Genomic DNA, 21,355 nt, shown 5'->3' on the forward strand with positions numbered 1-21,355 from the left:
GGGAGCGGGCGGCTCAGCCGGCGTTCCGCTCGGTGGCGAGGATGTCCTCCAGGGCTGCCTCCAGGCCGCCTTCGAGATCGGCGCACCATGGCTCGCGGCCCAGCGGGACCAGCCGTTCGGTGCGGTCGAGGAAGGCGATCAGCGGTGCGGCGCCGACGCGGAACGCCGCTCCGTCCTCCCCGACCTGAAGCCGGATCAGCACATCGGTGCTGAAACCCGGCAGTTGCGGTCGGATGTGCACATCTCCGTCACCGACCGGCGCCACGAGGCCGTCGTGCAGCAACTCTCTGGCGAAGGCCCAGGTCACAGGGGCGTCCCCGGGGAGGTGGAAGGTGAGCCGGACGGCGTACGGATCCGCCACCTCGTACCGCAGCTCCACCGGAATACGGAACGACAGCTCCTCGGAGACGAGGAAGCTCATCATCAGCTCTGCCTGGATCGCGTCGCGCATGCGGGACATCGTCCATCACCGCCCCGAAAGATCACAAGGAGTGAGTTTTCAGATACTGATAGTGAGCGCCCAGGTGGTGAGGAGCTCTCCGATCCCGGCCCGGAGCTCCTCGACGACCGGCCGGAGCCGTTCCGCCTGGTCCGACGGGAGCGAGACGGCCATGGTGGCCGCCGCCGAACCGGCGGTGATCGGCAGCGCGGCGCAGACCGCGCCGAGGGCGTACTCCTGCCGTTCGACGACCGGTTGCCGCGGGCGGACCGCGGCCAGCCGCTCCGCCAGGGCGTGTTGGTCACGCACGGTGTACGGGGTGATCGCCCGGACCGGATGGCGGGCGAGGTGGTCGCGCCGGGCGTCCTCGTCGAGCTGGGAGAGCAGGCACTGCCCGATCGCGTGGGCGTGCCCGGTCTCCCGGAAGTCCGCCCACTCCTCGACCGCCGGGGCCCGGGCGCTGTCGGCCACCGCCACCACATCGATCTCGCCCTCGCGGTAGACGGCGAAGTAGACCGGGACCCCGAGCCGGCGGCTCAGGGTCCGCACGGATTCCGTGACGCCGGCCCGGCCGCGCTGCCGCTCACCGATGGTCCCGAGGCTCGCCGCGGCCTCGCCGTAGACGAACACCCCTTGTTCGCGGCGGAGATAGCCCTCGTGGGTCAGGGTGCGCAGCAGGTGGTAGGCGGTGGGCAGCGGCAGCCCGACCTCGCGCGCGAGCTGCTTCGCCGGGGCCCCGTCGCGATGGTTCCCGACCGCCTCGAGGAGGCGCAGCGCGCGCTGCACGGACCCGATCAGCGTCGGAGGGGAGGCCCCGTCCGCGGAGGCCCCGTCCGTGTGCACCGTAGCCAATGACACCCCCAGCGTCGGCCGTCGGCACTGTAACCGGAGGGCAGCGGCGACAGGAGGGATTCCTTCCGGCTGTCGCCCGGCTGGGCTAGGACCCGCCGTTCGGACAGGCCCGGGCCGCCCCCGGAGGGACGCCCGCGTCACCAGTCGCCGCGGGAGGAGGTGGAGGAGGAGGTGAACTTCCGCACCACGTACACGAGCCCGGCGAAGAGCGCGACGAACACCAGGATCTTGAAGAGCAGATGAATGACGATGCCGAGCACCGTCCCGATCAGCCCGCCGAAGACGACGAGCGCCAGCACCGGCACCGCGATCCACTTCACCCACCACGGCAGGCCATTGAAGGTCTCCTTGACTGCCATGACCGTCCCCGCTTCCACTCGTCCGTCCCGGTCCGTCCGGGTTGCTCTCGATGCTAGGCGGGCGGGGCGCCCGGCGGACGGCCCGCGCCCCCCGTCCTCCCCTGAGCGGTCCCCTACGGGACCGGGCGGTTCCGGTCAGCTCTCCGGCGGAGAGAAGACGACCATGACCCGCAGGTCCTCGCTGATGTGGTGGAACTTGTGGGGCACTCCGGCGGGCACGTACACCACGCTGCCCCGGGCCACCTGGGTGGTCTCCATACCCACGGTGATCGAGGCCCGGCCGCTGACCACGAAGTAGACCTCGTCCTGCCGGTGCGGGCTCTGGGGATCGGTGGTGCCGGCGTCCAACGCGTAGAGCCCGACCGACATGTTCCTTTCGCGAAGGAACTGTAGATATGCCCCGTCGTTGGCGGCCCGCTCCGCCTCGAGTTCTTCCAGCCGGAAGGCCTTCACCACTCCACCCCTTACCCTTCAGGTTCTCTCTGCGACGATCCCACCATGAAGAACTTCGTAGTCAAGACACTCGCCAACGCGGGTGCCCTGGCTGTGGCCATCTGGCTGCTCCAGGGCATCACCCTGCCCGGCACCGGCACGGGCCGCCAGGCACTCACCCTGATACTCGTCGCCCTGCTCTTCGGGCTGGTGAACTTCGTCGTCAAGCCGGTCGTCAAGTTGCTGTCGATCCCGCTGTTCATCCTCACACTGGGGCTGATCATCCTGGTGATCAACGCCCTGATGCTGCTGCTCACCTCCTGGCTTGCGGGCGAGCTCGGCCTCACCTTCCATGTGGACACGTTCTGGACCGCGGTCGTCGGCGGCCTGATCGTCTCGATCGTCTCCTGGGCGCTGCACCTGGTCCTGCCCGACGACGACTGATCACCCATGACCGGAACAGCAGGGAGAGTGCCCATGACCGGTGACGGAACCCGTGCGGTGCGGGCCGGCCTGCCCGAGCCCGTGCCGTACGAGCCGAGCCTGCCGGGACCGGTTTTCGCCGCCCACTACCACCTGCCGGGCGACCCCGTCGGCCCGTACACCTACGGCCGCGACGAGAACCCGACCTGGACCGGGCTGGAGCGGGCCATCGGTGAGCTGGAGGCCCCGGGGGAGGAGGTCACGACGGTCGCCTTCCCGTCCGGGATGGGCGCCGTCTCCGCGGTCCTCCTCTCCCAGGTGCGCTCCGGGGACGCCGTGGTGCTGCCGGACGACGGCTACCAGGCGCTGCCGCTGGTCCGGGAGCGGCTGGAGGCGTACGGCGTCGAGGTGCGCACCGCGCCCACCGCCGGGGACGCCCAGCTCGCGCTGCTCGACGGCGCGAAGCTGCTGTGGCTGGAGACACCGTCCAACCCCGGGCTGGAGGTGTGCGACATCCGCCGCCTGGCGGACGCCGCGCACGCGGCCGGGGCCCTGGTCGCGGTGGACAACACCCTGGCCACCCCGCTCGGCCAGCGGCCGCTGGACCTCGGCGCGGACTTCTCGGTCGCCAGCGGCACCAAGGCGCTGACCGGGCACGGCGATGTGCTGCTCGGCTACGTCACCTGCCGCGATCCGGAGCGGGCCGCGGAGGTGCGGCGGTGGCGCAAGACCGCCGGGGCGATCCTCGGGCCGATGGAGGCCTGGCTGGCGCACCGTTCGCTGGCCACCCTCCAGCTGCGCGTGGACCGGCAGGCCGCGACCGCCCTGGCGCTCGCCGAGGCGCTGCGCGGCCGGCCGGAGGTGACCGGGCTGCGCCACCCCGGCCTGCCCGGCGACCCGTCCCACGCGGTCGCGGTCCGGCAGATGCGCGGCGGCCGGTTCGGCTGTGTGGTGTCCTTCGTGCTGGCGGACCGGGCCCGGGCCGAACGGTTCCTGGCCGCGCTGTCGCTGGTGGACGACGCGACCAGCTTCGGTGGTGTGCGGTCCACCGCGGAGCGGCGCGGCCGGTGGGGCGGCGACGCGGTGCCGGAGGGCTTCATCCGCTTCTCCGTCGGCGCCGAGGACCCCGAGGACCTGGTGGCGGATGTGCTGCGAGCACTGGACGCGTCCGCGGAGGCTGCGACTGGGTAACCGGCCTGAGCACGCGGCCGGCGAACCGGCGACGGACGGCTCGAGCCTCCCCCCTCGTGGCTCGAGCCGTCCCGGTTCAATGAACAACGAACCGCGGATTCCAGGCTAGTTGACTCTGCGTCAGTGTCCAATCACCGTAGCGACACAGGCCTATCGGCATTCTTATAGTTGACGGACTGTCCGCGTCGGCGAACGGAGGGTCAGCATGGACCTGACCTTGCTCCGTACCTTCGTGACCGTGCACCGGGCGGGGTCGTTCACCCGCGCCGCCGCCCTGCTCGGTCTCTCCCAGCCCGCCGTCACCGGCCAGATACGCGCCCTGGAACGGCAGCTCGGCCGTCCCCTCTTCCTCCGCCGGGCCCGTGGCGTCGTCCCCACCGGCGTCGGCGACGAGCTGGCCCACCGGGTGGCTCCGCACCTCGACGCCCTGGTGGAGATCACCGGGGCCGACGGCCCGGCGCGGCGCACCCTCCACCTCGCGGGCCCGCCCGAGTTCACCGCGCTGCGGGTGCTGCCCGCCCTGATGCCGCTGCTCGCCCAGGGACCGGCGCTCCGGACGGCCTTCGGCGGCGCGGAGGAGACCCTCGGCGGACTCGCCGCCGGACATCACGATCTGGCCATCACCACCGCCCGCCCCCGCGGCGGTCTGCTGACCGCGACTCCGCTCTGCGACGAGGAGCACGTCCTGGTGGCCGCGCCCCGCTGGGCGGCCCGGATCGGCGCGTACGGCGGTGTCCAGGCGCGGGGGTTACCGGCCCTGGAACAGCTCCCGGTGGTCGAGGTGCACGAGAGCCTGCCGCTTCTCTCCCGCTACTGGGCGGCCGTCTTCGACGCGAAGCCCGCCGCCCCGGGCACCGTGATCGCCCCCGATCTGCGCGCGGTGCTGACCTGTGTGGCGGCCGGGGCCGGGATGGCCGTGCTCCCCCGCTACCTCTGCGAGGACGCGCTGGACACCGGGGAGGTCGTCGCGCTGCTCGACCCGCCGGTGCCGCCGCTGCGCACCTACTTCCTGGCCGTGCGGACCGGCACCCTCGGGCTGCCGCACATCGCCCGGGCGCACGACTGGCTGTTGCGCGCCGCGGTGGACTGGTGACCGTCGGGCGAACACGGTGACCCCGGGCAGGAGGGGCCGCCTCCGGAACGTTTCGGAGGGCCCCGGCCGGGCGACATCTCTCCCATGACCGAACGACCCGTGGTCAAGCGAACCGCCCGCGCCATCCTGCTCGACGGCGACGAGATGCTGCTGATCAAGCGGACCAAGCCCGGGTGTCCGCCCTACTGGATCACCCCGGGCGGCGGGGTCGAACCGGAGGACGCCACCGTCGTCGACGCCCTCCACCGCGAGGTGGACGAGGAGCTCGGCGCCAAGGTCACCGATGTCGTCCCGGTCTTCGTCGACACCGTCGAGCACATCACCGACGGCGGGGTGACCGGGGTCAAGGTGCAGCACTTCTTCGTCTGCCGGCTCGAATCGCTGGACCTCTCCCGGCGGCACGGACCCGAGGTCGAGGAGCCGTGCGGGGAGTACGCCGTGGAGCGCATCCCGTTCAGCCGGGTGGGCATCGCCTCGGTCGAGGTCGTCCCGCTGTCGCTGCGCCACTACCTGGACGGCAACATCGAGGGCGTGCGGGCGATGCACGCCCCCGACCTGGGCTGATACGACGGCAGCCGGCCGAGGAGGCGCCCCGGACGGCCGTCCGCTCAGCGGAACCAGCCGCCGTACGGCGCCGGCCGGCTCCCCGCGTCCCGGCGGCGGGCCTCCGCGAGGGCCTGTTCGGCGACCCGGCGCCAGCCCGCGGCCCCCTCGCCGGCCCACGGCGGCCCGTCCGCGCCCTCCCGGGGCGGCCGGGTGTACGGCGGACGGCTGCCGGCCTCGGCGGCCGCGCCGAAGAAGTCCCCGCCCTTGCGCTTGACGTCGTCGGTCCCCCACGCCTGCGCACGGTCCTGCGCCGGGACCTTCCGCAGGTGCGGGATGTGCTTGGCGCAGTGGATGTACGCCTCCTCGACGGTGACCTCGACCCAGACCCGGGCCCGGCGGCCGGGCACCGGGTCGGCCGGCAGCTCCGGACGGGCGGCCCGCATCTCCGCGTCGGGGACGATCCTCGCCCGGCCGTTGACGTGCAGCCCGATCCGGTCCCGGAGGAAGTCGATCAGCATGATGCCGAGGTGCGGGTTCTCCTCGATGTTGCCCAGACTGGCGTGCACGCCGTTGCCCCGGTACTCGGGGTAGACCAGCGTCCGGTCGTCCAGGACCCGGAGGAAGCCGGGCGGCCCGGCCCGGAACGAGCTGTCGCACTCGCCGTGCCGGTCCGCGGTGGCCAGGAAGAACATCTCCTGCCGGCCGACGAACTCCCGCATCCGGTCGTTCAGCCGGTCGAGCACCTGCTCCCGGTAGAACCGGTCGGCGCGGGCGGTCGTCCCCAGCGCCCGCTGCACCGCGTGCTCACCGTCGCTGCCGGGGCGCTCGACGGGCCCGGGCGCCCCGGGAGGCTCGGTGGCGGACGGCGCCGCACCGGGATCCGTCTCCACGTCCGCGTCCATCAGGCGCCCGCCGCCACCAGCTCTTCGAGGGAGTCGTGCCGGATGCGGTGCGAGGGGATGCCGATGCCGGTGAGCGCGTCGATACCGCTGCGGATCATGCCGGGCGGGCCGGAGAGGTACGCGTCGAAGGCGTTCCAGGGGCCGTACTGGCGGACGGCGTCGGGCAGCGGGCCGCTGAGGCCGTTGGTCGGGCCGTGCGAGACGACCGGCCGCACCGCCAGCCAGGAGTGCGACTTCTCCAGCCGCAGCAGGGTGTCGATGTCGTAGAGGTCGTGGTCGCTGCGGGCGCCGTAGAAGACCTCGACGGGGCGCTTGCGGCCGTGCTCGGCGACATCCTCCACCAGCGCCTTGATCGGGGCGATGCCGGTGCCGCCGCCCAGGCAGAGGAGTCCGTTGTCGGTGCTGTGGTCGACGGTCATGGAACCTGCGGGCGGGCCGAGGCGGATGCTGTCGCCCGGACGCGCCCGGTGCACCAGGGCGTTGGACACCCAGCCCGCCGGGACCGCCTTCACATGGAAGGAGAGCAGCCCGTCGGAGCGCGGCGCGGAGGAGAAGGAGTAGTGCCGCCAGACGCGCGGCCACCAGGGGGTCTCCAGCGACGTGTACTGGCCGGCCCGGAACGGGTAGGGCTGGTCGGGCCGCACGGTGACCACCGCGATGTCGGGGGTGCGCAGATCGTGGGCGACCACCTCCGCGTCCCACCAGGCGGGGGCCGTGCGCTCGTTCTCGGCCGCCGCGTCGATCATGATCTGGGAGATCGCGGTGTAGGCGCGCACCCAGGCGGCCTGGGTCTCGGCGCTCCAGCTCTCCGGGGCGTGGCGGGCCAGCGCGCCGAGCAGGGCCTCGCCGACCGCCGGGTAGTGCTCGGGCTGGGTGCCGTACTTCCGGTGGCCGCGGCCGAGATGGGAGAGGTACTCGCTGAGCGTGGCCGAGTCGTCCACATGCCGGGCCGCCGTCAGCAGGGCCTTGAACAGGCGGTCGCGCTGGGTGTCCATGGAGGCGGGGAACAGCGCCCGCAGATCGGGGTGCTGGACGAAGAGCATCGCGTAGAAGTACGAGGTGACCTTGTCCGCGATGGGCTCGATCTCCGCCATGGTGCGCTGGATGAGGATCGCGTCCGGTGAGGCGGTACCGGCCTCGGCGGCCGGGCGGGGCCGGTCCGCGGGGGGCGCCTCGGTCGCGGGGCCGGCGGTGTTTGCGGGGCTCGCGGTGCCTGCGGGGCTTGTGGTGCCTGCGGCGGTCGTGGCGCCTGCGGCGGCGGGGGCGGCGGACGAGGTGCCGCCCGCCGGGCCCGCCGGGGGCTGCGGCGAGGCCGGGTGCGCGGGGTGCTGGGGCTGCTGATGCTGGGGCTGGGGCTGCTGCCGGGGCGGGGCGGCCGGCGGCGCCGTCGCGGCGGGTGCCTGAGGGGCGGGTGCCTGAGGGGCGGACGGCGCGCGCGGCGCAGGCGGCGTGGAGGCGTATGGCGGCTGCGGTCGGTCGGCGTTCGGGGGCTGCGGGGCCTGCTGCCGGTCGGCGTGCGGCCGGGGCACGGTGGCGTGCGGCGGCTGCGGGGCCTGCTGCGGCTGGGGGCGGCCCGCCGCGGCGGCGTCCCCGGGGCGAGGCGCTGCCGCGCGCTGCTCCTGGGGGTAGCGCTCTTCGGGGTAGTGCTCTTCCAGGTAGCGCTCTTCGGGGCGGTGCGGGTCGGTGGCGCCCACGCCCTGGCCGGTCCGGCGCATGAAGGAGGGGACCAGCTGCTCCTCCTCGGCGGGAGCGGGCTCGCCGGACCCGGCGGCGGGGCCGACGGGCGGCGCACCGTGGTCACCCGCGTACGGACGGCCCTGCGGCGCGGTGCCCGGAGCGGGCCCGGGCTCGCCGGGCGCCCGGTATCCGCGGGCCGCGTAGCCGTCGGTGCGGTCGGGGGCGGGGCGCTCGGGGTCGCCGTACCCGGGGGCCGCCCGCTGCGGGCCGGTTCCGGGACGTACGCCCTGGCCGGGGCCGTGGTCGGCGGGCCGCTGATGCTCGGGGGCGCCGCCGAAGGCGTTCGGCGGGGCGGCGGGGCCGGACCGGGGGGCGTCGTCGTACTGCTCGGCCGGCCCGCGGTCCTGGCCGCGGCCGCCCACCGGGCGGATCGGGCTCACCGGACGGCTGGGTATCCGGTCGGTCTGTTCCCGGTCCTCGTTCTCGGGTTCCGTTGCCCGCTTCCTGCTCGGCCCAGGAGTGAACCAACCCCAGTCCCCACCGTTTCCGCCAGAGCCGCCGTTATCGGCTGACGTAGTGGTCGGAGCATCCATGGTCTGCCTCGCCTCGAACGTCTTTCGGTCAGTCTTCGCACATCCAAAGGTTGGAATGTGCCCGCAATTGATCGCTCTCGATCAATATTCTTTACGGCTCTTACCAGTGCCGACGAGTCAACACAAAGCGGACGAAAGCCGCCTGGTGTGACATTGGCCGCAGTTCCCTTCCGTGCAGCGTGCCACTTCCCATGACCTCGCCGGACAAATAGCCGGAAGTCCGGGTAACGAAGGCCGCATTCCCGCTAGGCTGCCATGTCACTCTCGACGTGACGGCAGCGAGTCGTGGCTGAACTGGAGTCGACCATACCGGGCGCGGATGAAACCACAAGTCCCGATCTCGATCACTTCCGGAAACCCCCCGATTTCCGTGATCTCGCCCACAATGCCGAGAATTCCCTAGGCAACTCGTCAGTAATGAATTACCGGCGGTTACGCACCAGTTCGTAAGCCTCTCGGAGATCACGTCCGGTGTATGCCCACGAGGCGAGGTCCGTCAGATGGTGGTCCGCGTTCACCGCGACCGATGTCGGTACCGCCGCGAAGAGCTCCGCGTCCGACATGGAGTCGCCGTAGGCCACGCAGTCCGCGCGCGCCACCCCGAACCGCGCGCACAGCTCGTCGGCGATCCGGACCTTCGCCGCGGCGGAGAGGATGCCCGCGGGGTCGACCGGCTCACGGAACGGCACCGCCGGGAAGCGCGATCCGTACGCCGCGTGCGCCCCCCAGTCCAGCAGCCGCTCCACGAAGAAGCCGGGCGACAGGGAGATCACCGCGCAGTGGTCGCCGCTGTCCCGGATGCCCGCCCACACCTCGCGGATGCCGTCCAGCCACGGTGCGCCGTCGAACGCAGCCGCCACATGGGCCTCGGTGAGGTCGGACCAGAGGTCGCGGACCCGCTCCGCGAACGCGGGCGGCTCGATCCGCCGCGTCGCGAAGGCCCGTTCGAGCTCGGCGATCTCCTCGGTCAGACCGAGCTGCCGGGAGATCTCCACGGGCGCCGCCGAGCCGTGTATCAGGGTGCCGTCCAGGTCGAAGAGGTGCAGAGTCGCCATGCCGCGAGAGTAGGCGTACTCGCCCGCGCGCAGCGGCGGATACTCCCGCTGCGGGATGCGCCCGGGCCTCGCCGCGGCGACCGTGGAGGCATGCAACTGACCCGCCCCGCCCGCCGGGCCGCCCTCGTCGTCCATGTCTGTGTCGGTGTCGGCTGGCTCGGCCTGACGGTCGGTCTGCTCGCCCTCGGCATCGCCGCCGCGGCCACCGAATCCGCCGTCACCGCCGAGGCCGCCTACCGTGCGATGAAGATCTTCGGAGACTGGCTGGTCGCCCCGCTCAGCGTGCTCTCCCTGCTCAGCGGGGTGGTGCTGGCCCTGGGCACGCCCTGGGGGCTGGCCCGGCACCGCTGGGTGCTCACCAAGTTCTGGCTCACCCTCGCCGCGACCGGCGCCTCGGTCGTCGCCCTCCGCTCGCGGATCGACCACGCGGCGGCGGCCGTCGATTCCGGCGGACCGGTGGGGGCGGCCGCCACCGATCTGGTGGTCGCCCCGGCGGTGGCCACGGCCCTCTACGTGTTCCTCACCGCGGTCTCGGTCCTGAAGCCCTGGGGGCTCACCCGCCGCGGCCGCCGGGTGCGGGAAGCCGCGCGTTCCGCAGGCGCTGGTCGCCGCGGTGGAGGCCATCGGCCCGGCGGCCCCGGTCGTCGCGGTCTGAAAGCCCCCGATTCCGGGACGCGGCCCCTCTAGGGTGCGGTCATGAATGATCTTGAGATCCGCCCGGCCACGCCGCAGGACATCCCCGCCGTCGTCGCGATGCTGGCCGACGACCCGCTCGGCGCCCAGCGCGAGTCGCCCGACGACCCGGCGCCGTACCTGCGCGCCCTGGAACGCCTGGCGGCCGACCCGAACCAGCATCTGGTGGTGGCCGAACGCGCGGGCCGGGTCGTGGGAACGCTCCAGCTCACCGTGATACCCGGGCTCTCCCGCCGCGGCGCCACCCGCTCCGTCATCGAGGGCGTGCGCATCCACGCGGACGAGCGGGGCGGCGGCCTGGGCACGCTGCTGATCGAGTGGGCGGTGGCCGAGTCGCGCCGCCAGGACTGCGGGCTGGTGCAGCTGACCTCCGACGCCACCCGCACCGACGCCCACCGCTTCTACGAGCGGCTCGGCTTCACCGGTTCGCATATCGGTTTCAAACTCCAGCTCTGAGGCCGGCGGCGGAGACCGGCGGCACCCACGGCGGCATCCGTGGGTGCCGCCGTGGATCTCCTACGGCGGTCCGTGCCGTCGGCCACTCCTACGGCGGCGACCGCTACGGCAGCGGCCGCCAGCCCTGCGGGTCGACCCCGCCCGGCACGGGTGCCGCGGGGTCGTACGGCTGCCGGGTGAACACGAAGGACCCCAGGTCGAGGTGGCTCACCGAGCCGTCGTCGGACCGCACCGCGCGGAGCGTCTCGCCCGCGTGGTATCCGTCCAGGCCGGTCCACGTCCCGTCCTTCTCGGCCCGGAAACGGGAGGCGCGGCCGGCGCCGCCGAGCGGCGTGAGCTCCAGGGAGCGGCCGGCGGCCAGGCGCAGCGTGTACGGCGTCGGCCCCCAGTACCAGGGCCCCGTCAGCGCCAGCAGCTCCGGATCGGCCTCCGGGAGCGGCTTCCACGGGGCGGGGACGACGGGCTCGCGTTCGGCCACGATCCGGACGAGTTCCGCGGCGACGGCGGCGACCGCGGGTCCCGCGGTGACATTGGCCATGACCACGGCGGCCAGCCGGTCCTCCGCGCTCGTCCACAGCGTGGCGAGGAAGCCGGGCAGGGAACCGGTGTGTCCGGCCAGTGTCCGGCCGTCCCGGCGGACGAGCTGGAGGCCGAGGCCGTAGCCCGCGTCCCAGCTGTCGCTCCCGGGTGCCGCGGCCGGGGTGCGCATCTCGGCGAGGGTCTCCGGTGCGAGCACCCGTTCGTCGCCCGCCATGAGGAAGGCGCCCCAGCGGCCGAGGTCGGCGGCCGTGGACCAGAGTTGACCGGCGGGTCCCATCAGGCCCAGGTCCTGGGCGGGTTCGGGGAGCAGCACATCCGCCCACGGGTGGACCGCCCAGCCGTCGGCGCACGGGGCCCCGGGCCGCGTCGTCGTCCGGTCCATCCCGAGCGGCTCCAGCACCTCGCGCCGCAGCACGGTCTCCCACGGTTCGCCGCGCAGCTGCTCGACGAGGGAACCGAGCAGGGTGTAGCCGGGGTTGGAGTAGTGGTGCACCCGGCCGGGCGGGTGCCGGAACGGTTCCTCGCCCAGGACGTCGGGGAGCGCGCGGCGCAGCTCGCCCGGAGTCCGCTCCCACCAGGGGCCGGGGGTCTCGGCGGCCAGGCCGCCGGTGTGGGCGAGCAGCTGGGCGATCGTCACCTCCCCGGCTCCGGTCGCCGGCAGGTGCTTGTCCAGCGGGTCGGCGAGATCGAGCAGCCCCTCGTCCCGCAGGCGCAGCACCAGAACGGCGGTGAAGGTCTTGGTGATCGAGCCCGTCCGGTACTGCGTGTCGCCGTCCGGCTCCCGTCCCGCCACCGCGCCGCGGCCCCCTGTCCACACCGTACGGCCGTCCCGCACCACCGCCCCGACCAGCGACGGGGAACGGCCCTGGGCCTGCGCGGTGGCGATCCGGTGGTGCAGGGCCCGCCGGGTGTCGGGCAGCAGATTCTCGAACGGGTCAGTCATGGGGACCACTTCTACCGGTGCGCGGGACACGGCGCACGCTTCCGCCGCGCCCGCGGGGCGTACGGCGGGGCATCGGGGTCGCTCGGGCGGGCCGTGTCGGGGTCACTCGGGCGCGTCGTACGGGCGGGCCGTATCGCGGGGCACCGGGGTTACTCGGGCACGTCTTATAGCGGAGGGCCGGGGGTCACTCGAACCGCGTCGCATCGCGGAGGACCCGGGGGTCACCGCCGGGACGTGCCGCGCGGTCGGGGGCGCCCATCCGGCCTTCCTCCTCCCGGCCCTTCTCCTCCCGGACGGCCGGAGCCGTACGCGCGGAACCGGCTCAGCCACCCTCCCGGCGCCCGGGCCGTACGACCGAACCCGCCCGTCCGGCACTCCCGGCGACCGACGCACGACCGCAGCCGGCTCACCCCCACCTCACGCTCTCCCGCCGTCGGGCTCGCGGAGCGCCTTCACCATCACCCGCTCACGGGTGACGCCGTCGGACAGCAGCGCACCGGGCTCAGGCGTGGGGACGAACCCGTTGCGCCGGTACAGGGCGACAGCGGGCTCGTTGCCCGGGATCACCGCGAGCCGCAGCACCCCGGCCCCCGACTGCCGGGCCCAGGTCTCGACCGCTTCGATCAGCCGGTCCCCGACACCATGGCCCCGTGCCTCCGGGCCGACCCACACCGACCTCAGCTCGCACCCGCCCCGGCCGTCGGGAATGCCCCGGGCGACCCCGACGGCCCGGCCGTCCAGCAGGGCGACGACATGGTGGGCGCCGGGCATCTCCAGCCGCGCCCGCCACTGCTCCTCCCCGCCCCGGCCCCAGTCCGCGAGCCGGGCGGTGAACGCCTCCGGCGCCTCGGCCAGGGCAGCGAGCCGGACGTCCCGCCACAGCGGCCAGTCGTCCACCGTGAGGACCCGCAGGGACACCACCATGCCGCCGAGTCTGCCGCGCGCCCAAGGAGCCGTCCATGCACTGCGCGGCTCGCAGGTTCCGCCGATGGGAGGCATCGGGACGATCCGCCGCCGGCCGTCGGTGGCATTCCCTCGCGAGGGCGAGGCCGAGATCAGGCGGCTTGCCCGTGTCGGCCGAGTACACCACGCTGAGCCCCGAGCACGAGGACCACCGGCGAGCCCGGATCGCGCACCGATGAGTTCTCGCGCCACGCTGGTCCATACGCCGGGCACCCACGGACGGAAGGCTGGGCCATGCGGAAACTGATCTACGGCATGAACCTGACCCTGGACGGCTACATCGCCGCGGCCGGCGACGACATCGGCTGGGGCGGACCGCCGAGCGACGAGCTGTTCCAGTGGTGGCTCGACCACGAGCAGGCGAGTGGCCTGTCCCTGTACGGGCGCAAGCTGTGGGAGACGATGAGTTCCTACTGGCCGACCGGCGACCAGCAGCCGGGCGCCACCCCGGCGGAGATCGAGTTCGCGCGGAACTGGCGGGACACGCCGAAGGTGGTGTTCTCCTCGACGATCGACAGGGTCGACTGGAACACCCGCCTGGTCACCGGCGACGCGATCGCCGAGATCACCCGGCTCAAGGCCGAGGACGGCGGCCCGATGAACATCGGCGGCGCAACGCTCGCCGGGGCGGCCATGCGCGCCGGGCTGATCGACGAGTACGCGATCGCCGCCCATCCGGTCCTGGTGGGCGGCGGCACGCCGTTCTTCACCGCGCTGGACAGCTGGGTGAACCTGAACCTGGTGGAGACGCGGACGTTTCCCGGCGGCGTGGTCCTGACCAGGTACGAGACGAGGCGCTGAGCAGCAGCACCCACGCGCTGGTCTCACGGTGATGTCGCACATGACATCGGTACGACACGGCCCGTGCGATGACGACATCAGCCGCGAGACCCTGCACATCCGCTCCGTCAGGTCTGAGCCATGTCCACGAACCGGGAGTAGTGGCCCTGGAAGGCCACGGTGATCGTCGCGGTCGGACCGTTACGGTGCTTCGCCACGATCAGGTCCGCCTCGCCCGCCCGCGGTGACTCCTTCTCGTAGGCGTCCTCGCGGTGCAGCAGGATGACCATGTCGGCGTCCTGCTCGATGGAGCCCGACTCACGCAGGTCCGACACCATCGGCTTCTTGTCCGTCCGCTGCTCCGGGCCACGGTTCAGCTGCGACAGCGCGATGACCGGGACTTCGAGCTCCTTGGCCAGCAGCTTCAGGTTCCGGGACATGTCCGAGACCTCCTGCTGACGGCTCTCGGGGCGCCGCGCGCCGCCGGACTGCATCAGCTGGAGGTAGTCGATGACGACCAGTTGCAGGTCGTTGCGCTGCTTGAGACGCCGGCACTTGGCCCGGATCTCCATCATCGACAGGTTGGGCGAATCGTCGATGTAGAGCGGGGCGCCGGAGACGTCCGGCATCCGGCGGGCCAGCCGGGTCCAGTCCTCGTCGGTCATGCTGCCCGACCGCATGTGGTGCAGGGCGACCCGGGCCTCGGCGGACAGCAGTCGCATCGCGATCTCGTTGCGCCCCATCTCCAGGGAGAAGATCACGCTCGGCAGGTTGCTCTTGATGGAACAGGCCCGGGCGAAGTCCAGCGCCAGGGTGGACTTACCCATCGCGGGACGGGCCGCGATGACGATCATCTGGCCCGGGTGCAGTCCGTTGGTGAGCGAGTCCAGATCCGTGAAGCCGGTCGGGACGCCCGACATCTGGCCGCTGCGCGAGCCGATGGCCTCGATCTCGTCGAGGGCCCCCTCCATGATGTCGCCGAGCGGGAGGTAGTCCTCGCTGGTCCGCTGCTCGGTGACGGCGTAGATCTCGGCCTGGGCGTTGTTGACGATCTCGTCCACGTCGCCGTCGGCCGCGTATCCCATCTGGGTGATACGGGTGCCCGCCTCGACCAGCCGCCGCAGCACGGCACGCTCGTGGACGATCTCGGCGTAGTACTCCGCGTTCGCCGCCGTCGGCACCGACTGCACCAGGGTGTGCAGATAGGACGCGCCGCCGACCTTGGTGATCTCGCCGCGCTTCGTCAGCTCCGCGGCGACCGTGATCGGGTCGGCGGGCTCGCCCTTGGCGTAGAGGTCGAGGATCGCCTGGTAGACGGTCTCGTGCGCCGGGCGGTAGAAGTCGTTGCCCTTGAGGACCTCCACCACGTCTGCGATGGCGTCCTTGGAGAGCAGCATGCCGCCGAGCACGGACTGCTCGGCGTCCAGATCCTGCGGGGGTACGCGCTCGAAGCCGGATCCGCCCGACCAGTCGTCCTGGCCGCGGTCGTGCCGCTCGGTCCGCGCCCGGTCGCCGCCGCGGGGGGACCGGGAGGCCGGCAGGCGATCACTCGGACCCATGTCCGCCGCCCAGGCATCTTCCATCTCCTGTTGGCTCACCCCGGCACCTCCCTCCGACCGCGACGCGCGCCCTGCCGGGCACGGCGCATTCCCCGATGCCGTCCTCGTCCTTCATACGGCACCGCGCTGACACATGAGGCGCCCGACTCCCGGTCCGGCGCGTCGAGTTCGCTGGGGTTTCGAGGCCGGAACAGGCGGCGGGCGCCGCACCACGGTAGGGCCGACGCCACCGTCAGCCAAGACGGTTATCCACAGGCCATGTGGATGGTCGGGCCCAACCTGTGGAGAAGCGCGCCAAACCTGTGCACAGCGCGGGGGAAAGCGCTGTGGACAAACACACAATCACCCCAACCGCCCTGCCCTGACCTGCACTTTTGCCATCCACCGGCTGTGCAGAAGAAAAACTTTCGCGAGGGATTCAAGATCGCGACAAACGGCGCAGAGGAGATCGCCCCTCCGAGCGCCCAGTAAGGGACCTAAGGCTCTTGCGCCTCTTACCTGTGGAAGATTACGGTGGGGCGCATGAATCAGGGCCCCGCGACCGCGCAGCGCAGCAGACGCCACGATCGCGAGATCGTGGCGCTCGCCCTCCCCGCCTTCGGCGCCCTCGTCGCGGAGCCGCTCTTCCTCATGGTCGACAGTGCGATCGTCGGCCACCTCGGCACCCCGCAGCTGGCCGGGCTCGGCATCTCCGGCGGCCTGCTGCTGACCGCGGTCAACGTCTTCGTCTTCCTCGCCTACGCCACCACCGCTGCGGTCGCCCGCCGGGTCGGCGCGGGTGATCTTCCGGCCGCCATCCGACAGGGCATGGACGGCATCTGGCTCGCCCTGCTGCTCGGTGCCGCCGTGGCCGCGGCCACGCTGGCGGCCGCTCCGGCACTGGTCGGGCTCTTCGGCGCCTCCGACACGGCCACCCCGTATGCCGTGACCTATCTGCGGGTCAGCGCCCTCGGCATACCGGCCATGCTCGTCGTGCTGGCCGCCACCGGCGTGCTGCGGGGCCTGCAGGACACCCGGACGCCGCTCAAGGTCGCGATCGGCGGCTTCGCCGCCAACGCCGCCCTCAACGCCGCCCTCGTCTACGGCGCCGGTCTCGGCATCGCCGGCTCCGCCTGGGGCACCGTCGTCGCCCAGTGCGGCATGGCGGCGGCCTACCTCGTCGTCGTGGTGCGCGGAGCGCGCAAGCACGGCGCCTCCCTGCGCCCCGACGCCGCCGGCATCCGGGCCTGCGCCCAGGCTGGGGCGCCCCTGCTGATCCGTACGCTGTCGCTGCGGGCGGTCCTGCTGATCGCCACAGCGGTGGCGGCCCGGCTCGGCGACGCCGAGATCGCCGCCCACCAGATCATCGTGTCCCTCTGGTCGCTGCTGGCCTTCGCCCTGGACGCCATCGCCATCGCCGGACAGGCCATCATCGGCCGCTACCTGGGAGCCGAGGACGTGGCCGGCGCCAAGGCGGCCTGTCGGCGGATGATGCAGTGGGGCATTGCCTCCGGGGTGGTGCTGGGCCTGCTGGTGGTGATCGCCCGGCCGCTGATCCTCCCGGTGTTCACCGGTGACCCGGCGGTGCACGAACTGCTGCTCCCCGCCCTGCTGGTCGTCGCGCTCACCCAGCCGGTCTCGGGGGTGGTCTTCGTCCTGGACGGTGTCCTGATGGGCGCCGGCGACGGTCCGTACCTGGCCTGGGCCATGATCGCGACACTCGCCGTGTTCGCCCCGGTGGCGCTCGCCGTCCCGCATCTCGGAGGCGGCCTCACCGCACTGTGGTGGGTGATGGCCCTGATGATGTCTATCCGGCTGGTCACGCTCGCGACGCGGACACGGTCCGGGCGCTGGATCGTCACCGGCGCGACCCGCTGAGACCGGGCCCGTCCGAACCGCGCCCGTCCGACCCCGCGGCCGTCCGACGCCCCGTCCGGGCGAACCGCGTCCGAGCGAACCCCGTCCGGGCGGAACGGTACGCCGTCAAGAGGGATGCCGTACCACGACAGGACTCCGCCGGTCCGAACCGGATCATGCGCCACCGCGGACACGGCGCCCAAGCCGCCGGCACGGCTCCCCGTCCGCGGACACAGCCCGGTCACCTTGTCCGGGACACAACCTCCGGTCTCCGGGGGACACCACCTCGTCACCGCGACACCCCCTCGTCACCGCGAGAATGGCGAAGGGGCCGCACCTCGTCCGGTGCGGCCCCTTCGACACGATGTGCCGAGCACAGCGATCAGGCGGCGACGACCTCGATGCCGACCTTCGCGGAGACCTCGGCGTGCAGACGCACGGACACCTGGTGCGCGCCCAGGGTCTTGATCGGCGTGCCGAGCTCGACGCGGCGCTTGTCCACGTCCGGACCACCGGCAGCCTTGATCGCCGAGGCGATGTCGGCCGGGGTGACGGAGCCGAAGAGACGGCCGGCCTCACCCGAGCGGACGGCCAGGCGGACCTTCACGCCCTCGAGCTGAGCCTTGACCTCGTTGGCCTGCTCGATCGTGGCGATCTCGCGGATCTTGCGACCGCGACGGATCTGCTCGACGTCCTTCTCGCCACCCTTGGTCCAGCGGATCGCGAAACCGCGCGGGACCAGGTAGTTGCGAGCGTAGCCGTCCTTGACGTCCACGACGTCGCCTGCGGTGCCGAGGCCGGAGACCTCGTGCGTGAGGATGATCTTCATGATTCGGTCACCCTCCCTTTAGCGAGCAGTCGAGGTGTAGGGCAGCAGCGCCATCTCACGGCTGTTCTTCACGGCCGTGGCGACGTCACGCTGGTGCTGGGTGCAGTTGCCGGTGACCCGGCGGGCACGGATCTTGCCGCGGTCGGAAATGAACTTCCGCAGCAGGTTCGTGTCCTTGTAGTCGACGTAGGAGATCTTCTCCTTGCAGAACACGCAAACCTTCTTCTTAGGCTTGCGAGCAGGCGGCTTCGCCATTGTCTCTCTCCAGTGTGATCAAGAAGTTTGTGCTGGTCGCCCTGACCAGGCCGCCGAGGCGGCCTAGAAGGGCGGCTCGTCCGAGTAGCCGCCGCCGGAGCCGGAGCCGCCGCCCCAGCCACCGCCACCGCCCTGCTGGCCACCGCCGGCCGGCGCGCCGGTCGCCCACGGGTCGTCGGCGGGAGCCCCGCCGCCGCCCTGCTGGCCGCCACCGGGGCCGCCGCCCCAGCCGCCGCCACCCTGGCCACCGCCGCCACCGCCGCCGTAACCACCCTGGCCACCGCGGCCGGTGGTCTTGGTGACCTTGGCCGTGGCATTGCGCAGGCTGGCGCCGACCTCGTCGACGTCCAGCTCGTAGACCGTGCGCTTGACGCCCTCGCGGTCCTCGTAGGACCGCTGCTTCAGCCGGCCCTGCACGATGACGCGCATGCCGCGCTGGAGCGACTCGGCGACGTTCTCCGCCGCCTGCCGCCACACCGAGCACGTGAGGAAGAGGCTCTCGCCGTCCTTCCACTCGTTGGTCTGGCGGTCGAAGGTGCGGGGAGTGGACGCGACGCGGAACTTCGCGACCGCCGCACCGGACGGGGTGAAGCGCAGCTCGGGGTCGTCGACGAGATTGCCGACGACCGTGATGACGGTCTCGCCTGCCATGGGTGAACCTCTCGGCGGGTGTGCTGCTGGCTGCTTGCTGCTCGGACCCGATTACCGCTGAACGTCAGTCGCGAGGACTGAAGATCAGTGGGTCTCGGGACGGAGGACCTTGGTCCGGAGGACCGACTCGTTCAGGTTCATCTGACGGTCGAGCTCCTTGACGACTCCAGGCTCGGCCTGCAGGTCGATGACCGAGTAGATGCCCTCGGGCTTCTTGTTGATCTCGTACGAGAGACGACGACGGCCCCAGGTGTCGACCTTCTCGACCTTGCCGTTGCCCTCACGGACGACGGAAAGGAAGTTCTCGATCAGCGGGGAGACAGCGCGCTCCTCGAGATCGGGGTCGAGGATGACCATCACCTCGTAGTGACGCATGTGGAACCCACCTCCTCTGGACTCAGCGGCCACGGCATTTCCGTGGCAGGAGGGTCGTAATGCGTTCGCAACGGTATCGGCTGCCACTGACAGTCGGTTCCCGTCCCGATGCGGGACCGGAATTCGACCTGGACAGACGCCGGTGCAGACCGTACAGAGTACCTGCTACGAGCCTTCCGGTTGAAATCCGGACTCGGATGGCCGCAATCTGTACACATCGGGTGGGTGCGGCGCTACAGTGCGCCGCCGATTCGCCAGGAGGTGCCCCATGGCGCAACCGGTCCGACAGTCCCACGGCCGCCGCTTCTCCGCACTGACCTCTGTCCTCAACAGCGACGGCAAGGCGCATCCCGTCGCGAACAGCCTGGTGGCTGCGACGATCGTGCTGGGGGTTGTCGCCTTCGTCACGGCGCAGTTCGACAACCTCCACCTGATCAGCTCCTGGACCGGCCTGATCGGTGTCCTGACCGGGGCATGGGGGCAGATGATCTCGGCGACCACCGCTGAGCGCTTTCTCCTGATCATCGGGCTCGGTGCGGCGGCGTTCGGCTTCTTCCTCGGCATGGCCCACGGCGGGCTCTTCGGCGGGGTGCTCGGCTAAGGCCCGCCGGCGGGGCGCAGGTGGCCGGGGGACCGTGCACGGGAGGGCACGGACCTTGGCGCAGTAGGCTTCCGGCGAGAGCCGGAGCCCCGACCCTGGGGACACACCTGCCGAGGAGCGCCCCGCATGAGCTTGACCCTGAGGACGATCAGCCGTGAGCAGCATCTGGCGTACATCCAGAGCCTGCCTGCGGCGAGCCACATGCAGGTACCGGCCTGGGCCGACGTCAAGTCGGAGTGGCGCTCCGAGAACCTCGGCTGGTTCGACAGGAACGGTGAACTCGTCGGCGCGGGCCTGGTCCTGTACCGGCAGCTGCCCAAGATCAAGCGCTACCTGGCCTATCTGCCCGAGGGTCCGGTCATCAACTGGTTCTCGCCGAACCTCGAGGACTGGCTGCAGCCCATGCTGGCGCACCTCAAGCAGCAGGGCGCCTTCTCCGTGAAGATGGGCCCGCCCCTGGTGATCCGGCGGTGGGACGCCGCCGCGATCAAGGGCGGCATCCAGAACCCGGATGTGAAGCGCCTGCGCGACGTGGAGGCGACCCACATCGAGCCGCGCGCCTTCGAAGTGGCGGACCGGCTGCGCAAGATGGGCTGGCAGCAGGGCGAGGACGGCGGGGCCGGCTTCGGTGACGTGCAGCCCCGCTACGTCTTCCAGGTGCCGCTGGAGAACCGCTCCCTCGAGGACGTCCACAAGGGCTTCAACCAGCTGTGGCGCCGCAACATCAAGAAGGCCGAGAAGGCCGGCGTCGAGGTCGTCCAGGGCAGCTACGAAGACCTGGCCGAGTGGCAGCGCCTCTACGAGATCACCGCGGAGCGCGACCGCTTCCGCCCGCGGCCGCTCGGCTACTTCCAGCGGATGTGGACGGCCCTCAACTCCGAGGACCCCAACCGGATGCGGCTCTACTTCGCCACGCACGAGGGCGAAGCCGTCGCGGCCGCGACCATGCTGATCGTCGGCGGCCACGTCTGGTACTCCTACGGAGCCTCCGCCAACCACAAGCGCGAGGTCCGGCCCTCGAACGCGATGCAGTGGCGCATGCTGCGCGATGCCTACGCCCTCGGCGCCAGCGTCTACGACCTGCGCGGCATCAGCGACTCCCTGGACGAGAACGACCATCTCTTCGGTCTGATCCAGTTCAAGGTCGGCACCGGCGGGCAGGCAGCCGAGTACCTCGGTGAGTGGGACTTCCCGCTCAACAAGCTGCTGCACAAGGCGCTCGACATCTACATGTCGCGGCGCTGACCGATCCGTCGACGACGCCACCGTCGTCCCCCACGTTCTCCGCTTCATACCTCCCATACACCGCAGA

Annotated in this window: 24 protein-coding genes; 10 read left to right on the forward strand and 14 right to left on the reverse strand. The window is 72.0% G+C overall.

All coding sequences use genetic code 11. From position 1 onward, the window contains the following. Positions 1–13: 13 nt before the first annotated feature. The 4 genes from AC3EQ1_RS00710 to AC3EQ1_RS00725 all read right to left on the reverse strand — a co-directional run bounded on the left by AC3EQ1_RS00710 (position 14) and on the right by AC3EQ1_RS00725 (position 2,103). A complete protein-coding gene (locus tag AC3EQ1_RS00710; RefSeq protein WP_351509011.1) occupies positions 14–451 on the reverse strand; it encodes an SsgA family sporulation/cell division regulator in 438 nt (145 codons plus the stop codon). A gap of 48 nt (positions 452–499) precedes the next feature. After that, positions 500–1,282 (reverse strand): IclR family transcriptional regulator, encoded by a 783-nt coding sequence (locus AC3EQ1_RS00715; protein WP_432092251.1) that lies wholly within the window; start codon positions 1,280–1,282, stop codon positions 500–502. Between the two features lie 146 nt (positions 1,283–1,428). Then, complete coding sequence (locus tag AC3EQ1_RS00720) at positions 1,429–1,650, reverse strand: DUF5326 family protein (protein ID WP_432092252.1); 222 nt, start codon at positions 1,648–1,650, stop codon at positions 1,429–1,431. A gap of 135 nt (positions 1,651–1,785) precedes the next feature. Then, positions 1,786–2,103 (reverse strand): cupin domain-containing protein, encoded by a 318-nt coding sequence (locus tag AC3EQ1_RS00725; RefSeq protein ID WP_432092379.1) that lies wholly within the window; start codon positions 2,101–2,103, stop codon positions 1,786–1,788. Between the two features lie 45 nt (positions 2,104–2,148). Between AC3EQ1_RS00725 and AC3EQ1_RS00730 the strand changes: the two genes are divergently transcribed. The 4 genes from AC3EQ1_RS00730 (at position 2,149) to AC3EQ1_RS00745 (ending at position 5,353) form a co-directional block, all read left to right on the forward strand. Continuing rightward, positions 2,149–2,526 carry a phage holin family protein gene (locus AC3EQ1_RS00730; protein WP_351509020.1) on the forward strand — a complete coding sequence of 126 codons (378 nt, stop codon included), beginning with the start codon at positions 2,149–2,151 and terminating at the stop codon, positions 2,524–2,526. Between the two features lie 33 nt (positions 2,527–2,559). Next, positions 2,560–3,696, forward strand: coding sequence for a cystathionine gamma-lyase (locus AC3EQ1_RS00735; RefSeq protein WP_432092253.1), 1,137 nt, complete (start codon positions 2,560–2,562; stop codon positions 3,694–3,696). A gap of 205 nt (positions 3,697–3,901) precedes the next feature. Next, positions 3,902–4,789: a LysR family transcriptional regulator gene (locus tag AC3EQ1_RS00740; RefSeq protein ID WP_432092254.1), complete on the forward strand. Its 888-nt coding sequence runs from the start codon at positions 3,902–3,904 to the stop codon at positions 4,787–4,789. An 84-nt stretch (positions 4,790–4,873) separates the two neighbouring features. Then, positions 4,874–5,353, forward strand: a complete 480-nt coding sequence (locus tag AC3EQ1_RS00745; RefSeq protein ID WP_351509026.1) for an NUDIX domain-containing protein — start codon at positions 4,874–4,876, stop codon at positions 5,351–5,353. 44 nt (positions 5,354–5,397) lie between these two features. Here AC3EQ1_RS00745 and AC3EQ1_RS00750 read toward each other — a convergent pair whose 3' ends face one another. The 3 genes from AC3EQ1_RS00750 to AC3EQ1_RS00760 all read right to left on the reverse strand — a co-directional run bounded on the left by AC3EQ1_RS00750 (position 5,398) and on the right by AC3EQ1_RS00760 (position 9,562). Continuing rightward, positions 5,398–6,132: a pyridoxamine 5'-phosphate oxidase family protein gene (locus AC3EQ1_RS00750; RefSeq protein WP_432092380.1), complete on the reverse strand. Its 735-nt coding sequence runs from the start codon at positions 6,130–6,132 to the stop codon at positions 5,398–5,400. Between the two features lie 104 nt (positions 6,133–6,236). Beyond that, entirely contained in the window at positions 6,237–8,354 is a 2,118-nt protein-coding gene (locus AC3EQ1_RS00755; protein WP_432092255.1) for a globin domain-containing protein, read from the reverse strand. 575 nt (positions 8,355–8,929) lie between these two features. Next, positions 8,930–9,562 (reverse strand): HAD family hydrolase, encoded by a 633-nt coding sequence (locus tag AC3EQ1_RS00760; RefSeq protein ID WP_432092256.1) that lies wholly within the window; start codon positions 9,560–9,562, stop codon positions 8,930–8,932. 90 nt (positions 9,563–9,652) lie between these two features. Here AC3EQ1_RS00760 and AC3EQ1_RS00765 point away from each other — a divergent pair, with 90 nt between their 5' ends. Both AC3EQ1_RS00765 and AC3EQ1_RS00770 read left to right on the forward strand, forming a co-directional pair. Further along, positions 9,653–10,249, forward strand: coding sequence for a DUF2269 domain-containing protein (locus AC3EQ1_RS00765; protein ID WP_432092257.1), 597 nt, complete (start codon positions 9,653–9,655; stop codon positions 10,247–10,249). Positions 10,250–10,258: 9 nt separating this feature from the next. Further along, positions 10,259–10,711: a GNAT family N-acetyltransferase gene (locus tag AC3EQ1_RS00770; protein WP_432092258.1), complete on the forward strand. Its 453-nt coding sequence runs from the start codon at positions 10,259–10,261 to the stop codon at positions 10,709–10,711. Positions 10,712–10,814: 103 nt separating this feature from the next. On the opposite strand, the gene AC3EQ1_RS00775 is transcribed toward AC3EQ1_RS00770, so the two are convergent. Together AC3EQ1_RS00775 and AC3EQ1_RS00780 are read right to left on the reverse strand one after the other, a co-directional pair. Next, positions 10,815–12,194: a serine hydrolase domain-containing protein gene (locus AC3EQ1_RS00775; RefSeq protein ID WP_432092259.1), complete on the reverse strand. Its 1,380-nt coding sequence runs from the start codon at positions 12,192–12,194 to the stop codon at positions 10,815–10,817. A 417-nt stretch (positions 12,195–12,611) separates the two neighbouring features. Then, a complete protein-coding gene (locus tag AC3EQ1_RS00780) occupies positions 12,612–13,115 on the reverse strand; it encodes a GNAT family N-acetyltransferase (RefSeq protein ID WP_432092381.1) in 504 nt (167 codons plus the stop codon). Between the two features lie 276 nt (positions 13,116–13,391). Here AC3EQ1_RS00780 and AC3EQ1_RS00785 point away from each other — a divergent pair, with 276 nt between their 5' ends. After that, on the forward strand, positions 13,392–13,958 hold the full coding sequence (locus tag AC3EQ1_RS00785) for a dihydrofolate reductase family protein (RefSeq protein ID WP_432092260.1): 567 nt from the start codon (positions 13,392–13,394) through the stop codon (positions 13,956–13,958). A 107-nt stretch (positions 13,959–14,065) separates the two neighbouring features. Here the strand turns inward: AC3EQ1_RS00785 and dnaB are convergent, their stop codons facing one another. Beyond that, positions 14,066–15,520, reverse strand: a complete 1,455-nt coding sequence (gene dnaB / locus AC3EQ1_RS00790) for a replicative DNA helicase (protein ID WP_432092382.1) — start codon at positions 15,518–15,520, stop codon at positions 14,066–14,068. Positions 15,521–16,018: 498 nt separating this feature from the next. On the opposite strand from dnaB, the gene AC3EQ1_RS00795 reads away from it, so the two are divergent. Beyond that, positions 16,019–17,353 (forward strand): MATE family efflux transporter, encoded by a 1,335-nt coding sequence (locus AC3EQ1_RS00795; RefSeq protein WP_432092261.1) that lies wholly within the window; start codon positions 16,019–16,021, stop codon positions 17,351–17,353. A 361-nt stretch (positions 17,354–17,714) separates the two neighbouring features. On the opposite strand, the gene rplI is transcribed toward AC3EQ1_RS00795, so the two are convergent. The 4 genes from rplI to rpsF all read right to left on the reverse strand — a co-directional run bounded on the left by rplI (position 17,715) and on the right by rpsF (position 19,442). Beyond that, positions 17,715–18,161, reverse strand: a complete 447-nt coding sequence (gene rplI / locus AC3EQ1_RS00800) for a 50S ribosomal protein L9 (RefSeq protein WP_432092262.1) — start codon at positions 18,159–18,161, stop codon at positions 17,715–17,717. An 18-nt stretch (positions 18,162–18,179) separates the two neighbouring features. Continuing rightward, a complete protein-coding gene (gene rpsR, locus AC3EQ1_RS00805) occupies positions 18,180–18,416 on the reverse strand; it encodes a 30S ribosomal protein S18 (RefSeq protein ID WP_003978893.1) in 237 nt (78 codons plus the stop codon). 63 nt (positions 18,417–18,479) lie between these two features. Beyond that, positions 18,480–19,067, reverse strand: coding sequence for a single-stranded DNA-binding protein (locus AC3EQ1_RS00810; RefSeq protein ID WP_388853747.1), 588 nt, complete (start codon positions 19,065–19,067; stop codon positions 18,480–18,482). Between the two features lie 84 nt (positions 19,068–19,151). Beyond that, the gene (rpsF, locus tag AC3EQ1_RS00815; RefSeq protein ID WP_351509044.1) at positions 19,152–19,442 is read right to left on the reverse strand and encodes a 30S ribosomal protein S6; all 291 of its coding nucleotides are present in this window, start codon (positions 19,440–19,442) and stop codon (positions 19,152–19,154) included. Positions 19,443–19,710: 268 nt separating this feature from the next. Here rpsF and AC3EQ1_RS00820 point away from each other — a divergent pair, with 268 nt between their 5' ends. Both AC3EQ1_RS00820 and AC3EQ1_RS00825 read left to right on the forward strand, forming a co-directional pair. After that, a complete protein-coding gene (locus AC3EQ1_RS00820) occupies positions 19,711–20,043 on the forward strand; it encodes a hypothetical protein (RefSeq protein ID WP_432092263.1) in 333 nt (110 codons plus the stop codon). A 126-nt stretch (positions 20,044–20,169) separates the two neighbouring features. Continuing rightward, positions 20,170–21,288 (forward strand): lipid II:glycine glycyltransferase FemX, encoded by a 1,119-nt coding sequence (locus AC3EQ1_RS00825; RefSeq protein WP_432092264.1) that lies wholly within the window; start codon positions 20,170–20,172, stop codon positions 21,286–21,288. The last annotated feature ends 67 nt before the right edge of the window (positions 21,289–21,355 follow it).

Source organism: Streptomyces sp. bgisy100, from assembly GCF_057709105.1.